Origin of the sequence: Halorubrum alkaliphilum (genome assembly GCF_017873815.1) — an archaeon.
GTDB classification, from domain to species: domain Archaea; phylum Halobacteriota; class Halobacteria; order Halobacteriales; family Haloferacaceae; genus Halorubrum; species Halorubrum alkaliphilum.
Map to the genome: position 1 here is coordinate 78,918 of NZ_JAGGKQ010000009.1, position 10,609 is coordinate 89,526.

The following is a 10,609-nucleotide window of genomic DNA, read 5'->3' on the forward strand; positions in this document are numbered from 1 at the left end:
CGAAGCCGCGGCCATCTCCGCCGTGACCTGAGTCGAGCCCCGGGACGGGAGGCGGGTGTGTGGCAGTCGTCCCGGGTCGGAAGCGCCGCCTGCTCGTCATTCACAAGCGATTACGGAGCCGCTCGGCCGTTTTCTCGCCGACGCCGTTGACGTCGGTAAGGTCCTCGATCGACGCCTCGCGGATGTTCTCGACGGAGCCGAACCGTCGGAGCAGTCGCTTCCGGGTCTCCGGACCGACGCCCGGAACGTCGTCGAGCACCGTCCGTACCTCGTCGCGGACGGTCTGGTGATACTGGACCGCAAAGCGGTGCGCCTCGTCGCGGACCCGCTGGAGGAGGTGGAGCTCCGGGGCGTCGTCGGGCCACCGGAGGGTGCCGTCGGGCGTCACCACGAGCTCCTCGGCCTTCGCGAGCGCGACGACCGGCACATCCCACCCAGCCTCCGCGAGCGCGTCCCGTGCTGCGCCGAGCTGTCCCTCTCCACCGTCGATCAGCAACAGGTCCGGATCGGGACGGTCGTCGCGTTCCTCGACGGCACGGGTCGCTCGCCACCGGACCAGCTCGCGCATGTTGGCGTAGTCGTCGTTGCGGTCGGTGAGCTTCTTCCGCCGATAGTCGCTCGTTTCGGCGCTCCCGTCGACGAAACAGACGTCGGACCCGACGACCGCGGTGCCCGACGCGTGGCTCACGTCGAACCCCTCGATCCGCTCCGGGCGGTCGATCCCGAGCCGGTCGCCGAGCGCGCCTATCGGATCGTCACGACCGCCACGCTTTCGGGCGTTCTTGAGCGCGAGCTCGACCAGTTTCGCTTCCCGACCTGCTCCGGGAACCCGCACCGCGACGCCCTCGCTCTCCAGCCAGTCGACCACGTCGTCGTCGGGACGTTCCGCGAGAAGGACGGCGTCCGGGAACTCCCGCTCCGCGTAGTACTGGGTGAGAAACGCGGACAACACGGCTGCGGGCGTGTTCGTTTCTCCTTCGTCACCGTCGGTCTCCGGGGCGTCGAGTCGGTGACGCTCCCGGTCGACGAGCTGTCCCCGCTCGCTGTGGAGCCGCGCCACGCGGGCAACGGTACCCTCGACGGCGGCCGCCAACACGTCGACGGTTCGGTCGTCGGACCGACCACTCACCGCCTCGCCGCCCTCGCCGTGGAACGCCTCGACCGCTTCGAGGCGGTCCCGGAGGTTGGCAGCGCGCTCGAACTCGGCGTTCTCGGCGGCTGCCTCCATCTGTCGTCGGAGCGGATCGGCGAGGACGCCCGTCTCCCCCTCGAAGAAGCGCCGCGCTGCGGCCACGTCCTCGGCGTAGCTCTCGGGGTCGATCTCGCCGGTACAGGGGGCCGAGCAGATCCCCATCTCGTAGTCGAGGCACGGTCGGTCGCGGTTCGCGTACTTGTGGTCGGAGCAGCCACGGAGCCGGTATTCGTTGCGGATCGCCTTGACGACCGTTTCGACGCGTCCCTTGTTTGTGAACGGTCCGTACGCGACCGCGCCCTCCTCCGGATCACGCGTTATTTCGATCCGCGGGACCGAGTGGTCGGAAAAAGCGACGAGCGGGTACGACTTGTCGTCTTTCAATCGAACGTTGTACCGCGGCTGGAGCCGCTTTATCAGGTTTGCCTCCAGAAGGAGCGCCTGCGTCTCGGTGTCGGTAACGGCGAACTCGATCCGTTCGGCGCGCCCGACCATTCCGCGAATACGCCCGGAGCGCGGATCCGTGTACGATCGAACTCGGTCGCGGAGGTCGACCGCTTTCCCGACGTATACGGTCGTCTCGCCGGCTCGGAACTGATAGACGCCGGGCTCCGCCGGGAGGGCCGCGGCCCGCTCGCGCACGGCGTCTGCGTCCATCGATACTCGGATCCCCGTAGCCGCCCAACGGGTTTGAACGCTGCGTCATCGTGGTCCCCCGCGGTCTCACGGTCTACCGATCGATCGGTCCGCCGGTCCGTCGGTCCGCCGTTCGACCCTTCCGCTAGTTATCAAACTCGAATTTCGGAGAGAACCGCTTATGCGGGTGGTTCAAAGACTGTGTTCCATGAGTGGAATCCGAGGACTACTCCGCCGCGTGTTCGGGCGGGAAACGGAGTCCCGGTCGATGCCCGACGGCGGGGTGGTCGTCGACGAACCGACCGACAACGGTCCGGATACCGGCGCTACCGAAGCCGCACGGCACACGGTCTCGGAAGCGGAGGGCGTCGACCGCGCCGAAACCCTCGCCGGAGCCGGCTTCAAGCAGGTGTTCAACGCGACGGGCGTTCCGACGTTCATCCTCGATCGCGAGGGCAACGTCGCCGAATGGAACGAATCGATCGCCTCGCTCACCGGCGTCGCCCGCGAAGACGCGGTCGGCCACGACCACGTCTCGGAGCTGTTCTACCCGGACAACCGCCGAGCCGACACGCTCGCCGACAAGGTCCTCGACGCGCCCGAGGCCGCCGACGAGGTGTACGACGTCGAACCCTGCGATTCGGCCCGAAACCGCTACCGCGACACCAGCACGATGGTCGACCGTCACGGCGAGGAGAAACACATCGAGTTCACCGCCACGCCCCTGTACGACGGCGACGAACTCGTGGGGGTGACGGAGGTCGTCATCGACCGCACGGAGAACGTCGTGGAGCGGGACGCGACGAGGCAGCTCGTCTCCGAGATCCGCCGGACCGCCGAGGCGATCGGTGACGGAAACCTCGACGCCCGCGCCGTTTGCCACGAGGAGTGTGAGTCCCTCGACGACGGCCTGCTCCGCGTCATCGGCGTGGTCAATGAGATGGCCGAACGACTCCAGGACCTCTCGGAGAGCGTCCACGAACAGGCCCGCGAGATCGATTCCACCGTGACGGAGGCGAGCGAGGCGGCCGCGACCATCGCCGAGAACGTCGACGAGCAGAACGAACTGTTGGAGGAGGGCGTCTCCGAGATGCAGTCCTTCTCGGCCGGGATGGAAGAGGTCGCGGCCACTGCCGACCAGGTCGACGCCGCGGCATCGTCGGCCCGGGATGCCGCGGCCGAGGGACTCGACGCGAGCAGCGACGCTCGCGAGGCGACGGAGGACGTGGTCGATATCGGCGACGAGCTGGTCGACAGCGTCGGGGCGCTCTCCGACCGGATGGACGACATCGAAGAGGTGATCGAGGTCATCTCCGACGTCGCCGAACAGACGAACCTGCTCGCGCTCAACGCGAACATCGAGGCCGCGAGGGCCGGCGAGGAGGGTGACGGCTTCGCGGTCGTCGCCGAGGAGGTGAAGAAGCTCGCGGACGAGACGCGGGGCCACACCGAGGCGATCACGGAGAGCCTCGACGAGCTACAGACTCAGTCGGATCAGACCTCGACGGCGGTCGAACGCTCCCACGAGCGCATCGAGGACGCCGGCGCGGAGATCGAGACGGTGCTCGACTCCCTCGAGGAGATCGCGGACGCGGTCGACGAGGCGGCGGACGGGGTCGCCGAGGTCGCGCGGACTACTGACGACCAGGCGGCGACCGTCGAGGAGCTCACGGCGACGCTGGAGTCCGTCCGGGACCGCTCCGATCGGACCGAGGAGGCGACCGACCGGATCGTGACCGCGACCGACGATCAGGAAGCGGCCGTCGACGAGCTGATAACGCGGGTCGAACGGCTCGATTCCAGGACCTGATCGGCAGGAGTCGACGCTGACCCGCGTCCGGAGCGACGGGACCCGGATTCCGCCGCCGCCGAACGTTTAACCTCGATGAGCGCGTATTTCTTTCATGTCCGTCACGCCGCCCGGACCCATCGGCGATCCCCTCTTCGGCAACGGTCGCCAGTTCGCTGACGACCCGTTCACGTTCATGCGCGCCTGCGCCGACAGCTACGGCGACGTCGTCCGGTTCGACCTCGGGCCGCGCGAGACGTACCTGCTCACGAACCCCGCCGACATCGAGCGCGTGCTCGTGAGCGAGGCGGAGCGGTACCGGAAACCCCAGTTCGGCGACGACGCGATGGGGACCTTGCTCGGCGACGGGCTCCTGTTGAGCGAGGGCGAAACGTGGCGCAAACAGCGGAGCCTCGCGAACCCGTCGTTCCACACCCGGCGTATCGGTGCGCTCACGGGGACGATGGTCGGCCACACGGAATCGCACTTGGCGGAGTGGGAGCCCGGGGAGGTGGTCGACATCCAACTGGAGGTCGCCCGACTCACCGTACGGATCATCGTCTCGGCGATGTTTGGCGCGGATATCACCGACGAGGAGGTGGCGACGGTCCAGGAGAACCTCGAACCGCTCGGCGCACGGTTCGAGCCGGACCCCCGACGCTTCCTGATCCCCGACTGGGTGCCGACCGCCGAGAACCGGGCGTTCAACGAGGCGGTCGGAACGCTGGAGGACGTGATCGACGATATCGTCGAGCGACGGCGGGGGACCGAACGCGACCCGACCGTCGACCCCGCAGGTCCCGACGGGACGGCCGTTTCCGGTCCGCCCGGAGACGCCGGCGGCGACCTACCGATGGACCTCCTCTCGGTGCTACTCCGCGCTCGCGACCGCGGCGAACAGACCGACGAGAACCTCCGTGACGAGATGGTGACGATGCTGTTGGCGGGCCACGACACGACCGCGCTCGCGTTGACGTACACGTTCTACTTGCTCTCGAAGCACCCGGAGGCTCGCGAGCGCGTCGAACGCGAGGCCGACGCGGCGACGGCGGAGGGATCGCCCGACGCCGCCGACGTTCGGGGGATGGAGTACACGGAGCGCGTGCTCAACGAGGCGATGCGGCTGTATCCGCCGGTGTATTTGCTGTTCCGCGAACCGAAACTCGATGTGAAGGTCGACGGCTACCGGATCCCCGAGGGCTCCGCGCTGATGTGCTCACAGTGGGTCGTCCACCGCTCGTCGCGGTGGTACGACGACCCGGACGCGTTCGACCCCGACCGCTGGCTCCCCGAACGCCGGAGCGCGCGGCCGCGGTTCTCGTATTTCCCCTTCGGCGGCGGGCCGCGCCACTGTATCGGGAAGGCGTTCTCGCTTCTGGAGGCAAAGCTCATCCTCGCGTCCGTTTGCTCGCGGTACGAACTCGACTACGAGGGCCCGGAGCTCTCCCTGCGCGGGTCGCTGACGATGCACCCGAACCATCCGGTGCCGATGCGGCTGCGGGAGAGGTAGGCCGGCGATTCGGTCCGGGAGCCGGGTTCACGCTTGGAGGCCCACCGTCTCCGCCACCTCTCGGAACTCGGCGTCGTACAGATCGAGCGCATGAACCCGCCACGTGACCGGGTCGATATCGGTGTTGAGGAGCCGTTCCATCGTTTTCCGGCTCGGATCCCCGCCCCGCGCCACCGTGACGTGTGGAACGTAGCCGTCCCCCTCGATCTCATCGACCGGGTCGATCAGTCGGCAGAGTCGCCGATGGAGCCGCACGAGTTCCCGGCTCTCGACCGCGAGATAGGCGACTACCGCGCCGTCGTTTCCAAACGCGTCGTCTTCCTCCCCGAACGCGTCGATCCCGGTTACCGACGCCCGAAACGGGTCGGTGTCGGCGAGAACCGGACGGATCGTCTCCCGCAGCCGACCGAGCGCCTCCTCCCGTGCCCGGTCGTCCGTTCCACGCGTATACCGGTCCGACTTTCCTACGTCTTCGACGCCGACCCGCTTACAGACGAGAGTGTGCCGATCCCGGATCCGATCGAACCCCGAGAGTTTCGGCTGGAGCTCTGTCGCGAGGCGATCGATGGCCGGTGGTAATGGAACGTTAACGCTGAACATGATTTAATCGAGATCGGGAGACCGCGAATCGATCGACCGGATTCGGTCCTTTCGTATCGTTCCCCGGCTCCGGCCCGTAACGAGCGCATCGATCTCCAGCCGAAACATCCGTTGGGCTGGAGCGTACACGGGATTCACTCGGTGGAACGTGAGTTCCCGGGGTCGAATTCTCTCCGGACATGGCGGAGAGACGCGACGACCGTTCAAAACGCTCCCGCTCGCTTCGTTGCCCTCGCCGCACTCCCACGTTGCCCTCGCCGCACTCCCACGTTGCCCTCGCCGCACTCCCACGTTGCCCTCGCCGCATCCAACCGCGCTTGCGGCGACCGCGCGGTTAAATACCCCTTCGCGATCAACGTAGGGTCATGAGTCTCATTGCGTTCGACTTCGACGGCACGCTCTCGGATTCCGAGATGACGGTCTTGCTCGCGGAGCGGGCGGGCGTCGCCGACGAGGTCGCCGAGATCACGGAGCGAGCGATGAACGACGAGATCAGCTACGCCGAGAGCCTCTATCGTCGAGTCGATCTGCTCGGCGGGCTCTCCAAATCGGAGGTCGAAGCGGCGTTCGACGAGGTTCGGATCCGGCCCGGCTCGGCCCGGCTAATCCGCCGCCTCCGCGAGAACGGCCACCACGTCGCGGTGCTCACCGGCGGCTTCGAGCGCGGCGTCGAGCGCGCGCTGGAACGCGAGGGTGTCACGGTCGACACGGTCGTCGCCAACCGCCTCCCGATGGCGAACGGCGCGCTCACTGGTGAGGCCGAAGGACCGCTGATCGAGGGAACCAAGGACGACGCGTTGGAGTCGTTGGCGGCGGATATCGGCGTTCCCATGGCCTCCACGGTCGCGGTCGGCGACGGCGCGAACGACCTCCCGATGCTGGAGGTCGCCGGGCTCTCGGTCGGGTTCGTCCCGAAGGACGCGGTCCGTCCCGTCTGTGACGCCGTCGTCGCGTCGATGTACCGTCTCGGGAAAGTGCTGGAAGCACACGGCGTGCTCTCGGCGAAGTCGTAAACCCTTATTCGGGCTCCGGTCGAACGTCAACCATGGCCGATATCGCCGGGGTGCGTCGATGATACCCACCCTGACGTACCTCCAGTTCCACCTCGTTTTTAGTTTCCCTCTCCTCGCTATCCTGTGGTACGTCGCACCGCGATACGACGCAGTCCGTCGGCGGCGCGCGACGGCCGGGATCGCGATCCTCGTTGCCATCGCGTACGCGTACACGACGCCGTGGATCAGCTACATGATCCGCTGCGGCGCGTGGTGGTACGCCGACGGCGCGGTACTCGTCCGGGCGCTGTCGATCCCGCTTGGCGAGTATCTCTACTTCGCGATCCAGACGCTGATAGTCGCGTTCGTTCTCCATCGGCTCGGCTTCGACCCGACGTTCCGCGACGGCGACTTCGACTGGAAACCGAGGGTTGCGGGGGTGCTAGTCAGCGTCTCGATGGTGGTTGTCGGCCTCTGGCTCGTCTCGCTCGGCGACTCGTACCTCTACCTCGGCGGCTTGGTCGCGTGGGTCGGCCCGGTGCTCGCGCTTCAGTGGAGCGTCGGCGGCGGCTACCTCGCTCGAACGCCACGCGTGTGGCTGACGGCGACGCTCGTGCCGTCCCTCTACTTCTGGGTCGTCGACCGGATCGCGATCGGCATGGGCACGTGGATCATCTCCGACACCTACACGACCGGGATCGCCGTCTTCGGGCTCCCTATTGAGGAGATGCTCTTTTTCGCGTCAGCCAGCCTCATGACGATCAACGGGCTCGTCCTGTTCGAGTGGGTGCTCGACTGGAACGACCGCCGGGGGGACCCGGACGGATCGCCGATTGACGCGCTCGACCCCGCCGATGGCTGAAGGCGTGTTCGCTGAGACGGGTTCCACGATCGGTTCCTCGGACGGCATCGACCGGGACGCACTGGCGCGTGCCGACCGGCTCTTCGCGCTGTATCCCGCGGTCGCGCTCGCGGTGCTGCTGCCGGTCGGCGCGGCGACCCCCTTGTTTCCGGTCGAGGTCGGCGTCGCTGCCTTCGCGTTCGGCACGCTCGCGGTCGGAATGGCACACGGGGCGGTCGACCATCTCGTCCCGTTGCGGGCCGCGTTCGGGGTATCGCTCCGCCGGTCGATCATCGCCGTCTCGGTCGTCTACGCCGTGCTCGGCGGCGCTGTGGTTGCCGCGTTCTTCCTCGCGCCCGTCGCGGCGTTCGTCGGGTTCATCGCGCTCACGTGGCTTCACTGGGGACAGGGGGACGTTGCCGCGCTCGTCGTCGCCGGCGTCGACCACCTCCGGACCCCGGCGGAGCGCGCGCTAACGCTCGTCGTGCGCGGCGGGCTCCCGATGGGCGTCCCCCTGATCGCCCATCCCGGCGAGTACCGGCTGGTCGCGGAGTGGATCGTCGGACTGTTCGTTGCCGACGCGTCGGGTGCGGTCGACCCCGTCTTCACTCCCGAGATCCGGGTTGCTGTCGGGGTGTTGATGGCGACCGCCACGCTGCTCTCGTTCGTGCTCGGGGTTCTGCGGGTCCGCGGGGGTGCGGACCGTCGCGGCTGGCTCCGGGACGTCGGCGAGACGCTCCTGTTGTGGGCGTGGTTCCTGCTCGCCGCGCCGGTGTTCGCGATCGGGGTGTACTTCGCGCTCTGGCACGCCCTGCGGCACGTCGGCCGGTTGGTGCTGCTCGACGACGCCGCCGCTGCCGCGCTCTCCGACGGCGACACCCGCGGCGCGCTCCGGCGGTTCGCTCGCGACGCCGCCCCGCTCACGCTCGGGGGGTTCCTCGTGGTCGCAGGCGTCGCGCTCGCGGTTCCCTACGGGGTCGCGGCCCCCGGTGACCTGCTCGCGGTGTCGCTCGTCGCCATCGCGGCCATGACGCTCCCGCACGTCGCCGTCGTCGCGTGGCTCGACGGACGACAGGGCGTGTGGCAGCCGTGAGGCGAGGGAGTCGGTCCGGAATCGCCTCGGCGACTGCTATCAGCAGACCTTTTTAACACTCCGTAGTAGTACCGGGAGATGAGTGACATCGACTTGGTTCTCGACTGGACGCCGAACACGAACCACACCGGATTCTACGTCGCGGCGGCGGAGGGGTACTACGCGGACCGCGGCCTCGACGTTTCGATCCGGTCTCCCGCGGCAGACGACTACGATCAGACGCCGGCAAAGCGGGTCGCCACGGGCGGCGCGACGCTCGCGATCGGTCCCTCCGAGACGGTGATCAGCTACTCGACGCACCCCGAGTTCCCCTCGCTCACGGCGGTCGCCGCGGTGTGTCAGACCGACCTGAGCGCGATCGTCTCGCTTGCCGACGGTGATGTCGACCGGCCCGCCGACCTCGACGGTGGCCGATACGCCTCCTACGACGCGCGCTTCGAGGATCACATCGTCGCCCGGATGATCGAGAACGACGGCGGGAGCGGGGAGTTCGAGTCGATCACCCCGCCAAAACTCGGGATCTGGAACACCCTTCTGGAGGGTGACGCCGACGCGACGTGGGTGTTCACCCCGTGGGAGGGACTGCTGGCCGAGCGCGACGGGATCGAGTTGAACGCCTTCGGGCTCGACGAGTACGACGTTCCCTACGGCTACACTCCCGTACTGTTAGCCCGCCCCGAGACGATCGAGGCCGATGACGACCGTCTCGCCGACTTCCTCGACGCGACGGCGGAGGGGTACCGCTTCGCGGCCGAGAACCCCGAAGCCGCCGCGGACCTGCTCCGCGCCGAGGCAACCGGGATGGACGCCGACGACTCCGAGTTCCTGCGCGAGAGCCAGCGGCGCGTCTCCGAGGCGTACCTCACCGACGACGGCGCGTGGGGTCCCATGGAGACCGAACGGTGGAGCGCGTTCGTCGACTGGCTCGCGGAGGAGGGGATCCTGACGACGCTCGACGGCGAGCCGATCCCCGCCGACGAGCTCCCGCCGGAGTCGCTGTTCACGAACGACCTCCTGCCGAGTGCGAACTGAGGTCCCGCCTTCTCGCTCGGACCAACCAAGTGCGGTGGCGCGCCCCGGTTCGCGCCCTTTCAAGGGCGCGAACCGACGGCGCGAGGTTGGGGAGGTATGAGGTACGGTGCGGGTGGGACTCGAAGGGGCAGCCGGGAGACGGGCGCAGGTGACGCAAGGACCGCAACGAGGGAGCTTGCGACCGAGTGAGGACCGCAGCGAGCGTGCGCCCGTCTCCCGGCTGGGGCTTCGGAAGTAATCACTGCGCCAGCAACGACTTATAAGTAATCGGCTAGGCTTCGGCGGTGGTCACTGCGCTAGCAACGATTTATAAGTAATCGGCTAGGCTTCGGCGGTGGTGACCGCGCCAGCAACGACTTATAAGTAAGTGACTGGAGCTTCGGCGGTGGTGACCGCGCCAGCAACGACTTATAAGTAAGTGACTGGAGCTTCGGCGGTGGTGACCGCGCCAGCAACGACTTATAAGTACGCTCTTCGGAAGCAGATTGTTGGTCGGGTAGAGCTGTCGCTGTGAAAGCGTAGCGGGCAAGGGTGACGCGAACGCGTCACCCGAACGCAATGTTCCCATTTGAATTGCTGAGTTCAGAGGCGAGCGCCGCGAACCTGCTGGAGCAGGTTCGCTGGCGCGAGGGCCTCTGTTGCCCGCGCTGCCGGTCTGAGTCGGTGATCAAACACGGCAGCTATCGAGAGTACCAGCGGTATCTCTGTAAGGATTGCGACCGCACGTTCAACGACAAGACCGGCACGATCTTCGCGCACGCGAAGATCGGCCTCGACAAGCTCTTATTCGCGTTCTACTCGCTCCTCCGGTTCAACACGAGTATCCGCCAGTTAGACGCTGAAATTGACGTTTCGTATCGCTCACTCCGCCGGCGCGTCGAGCAGTTCGCCAGAACGCTCGACGCGCCAGACATCTCTCTCGTT

The 10,609-nt window shown here is 67.4% G+C and carries 8 protein-coding genes and 1 pseudogene; 7 read left to right on the forward strand and 2 right to left on the reverse strand.

Going from position 1 to position 10,609, the window contains the following annotated elements:
- Positions 1–100: 100 nt before the first annotated feature.
- Positions 101–1,849 (reverse strand): excinuclease ABC subunit C, encoded by a 1,749-nt coding sequence (locus J2751_RS07930; RefSeq protein WP_209484906.1) that lies wholly within the window; start codon positions 1,847–1,849, stop codon positions 101–103.
- A gap of 187 nt (positions 1,850–2,036) precedes the next feature.
- Between J2751_RS07930 and J2751_RS07935 the strand changes: the two genes are divergently transcribed.
- Complete coding sequence (locus tag J2751_RS07935; RefSeq protein WP_209484908.1) at positions 2,037–3,638, forward strand: methyl-accepting chemotaxis protein; 1,602 nt, start codon at positions 2,037–2,039, stop codon at positions 3,636–3,638.
- Between the two features lie 94 nt (positions 3,639–3,732).
- A complete protein-coding gene (locus tag J2751_RS07940; protein WP_209484910.1) occupies positions 3,733–5,127 on the forward strand; it encodes a cytochrome P450 in 1,395 nt (464 codons plus the stop codon).
- A gap of 27 nt (positions 5,128–5,154) precedes the next feature.
- Here the strand turns inward: J2751_RS07940 and J2751_RS07945 are convergent, their stop codons facing one another.
- Complete coding sequence (locus tag J2751_RS07945; protein ID WP_209484912.1) at positions 5,155–5,727, reverse strand: 2'-5' RNA ligase family protein; 573 nt, start codon at positions 5,725–5,727, stop codon at positions 5,155–5,157.
- Positions 5,728–6,092: 365 nt separating this feature from the next.
- Between J2751_RS07945 and serB the strand changes: the two genes are divergently transcribed.
- From serB to J2751_RS07970, 5 genes and pseudogenes are all read left to right on the forward strand, one after another.
- A complete protein-coding gene (gene serB, locus J2751_RS07950) occupies positions 6,093–6,740 on the forward strand; it encodes a phosphoserine phosphatase SerB (protein WP_209484914.1) in 648 nt (215 codons plus the stop codon).
- Between the two features lie 58 nt (positions 6,741–6,798).
- Entirely contained in the window at positions 6,799–7,581 is a 783-nt protein-coding gene (locus tag J2751_RS07955) for a lycopene cyclase domain-containing protein (RefSeq protein ID WP_209484916.1), read from the forward strand.
- Entirely contained in the window at positions 7,574–8,653 is a 1,080-nt protein-coding gene (locus J2751_RS07960) for a Brp/Blh family beta-carotene 15,15'-dioxygenase (protein WP_209484918.1), read from the forward strand. The genes J2751_RS07955 and J2751_RS07960 overlap by 8 nt, the downstream gene beginning before the upstream one ends.
- Positions 8,654–8,731: 78 nt before the next feature.
- Positions 8,732–9,685: an ABC transporter substrate-binding protein gene (locus J2751_RS07965; protein ID WP_209484921.1), complete on the forward strand. Its 954-nt coding sequence runs from the start codon at positions 8,732–8,734 to the stop codon at positions 9,683–9,685.
- Between the two features lie 558 nt (positions 9,686–10,243).
- Positions 10,244–10,609, forward strand: a pseudogene (locus J2751_RS07970) (IS1595-like element ISNph2 family transposase); the annotation flags it as partial.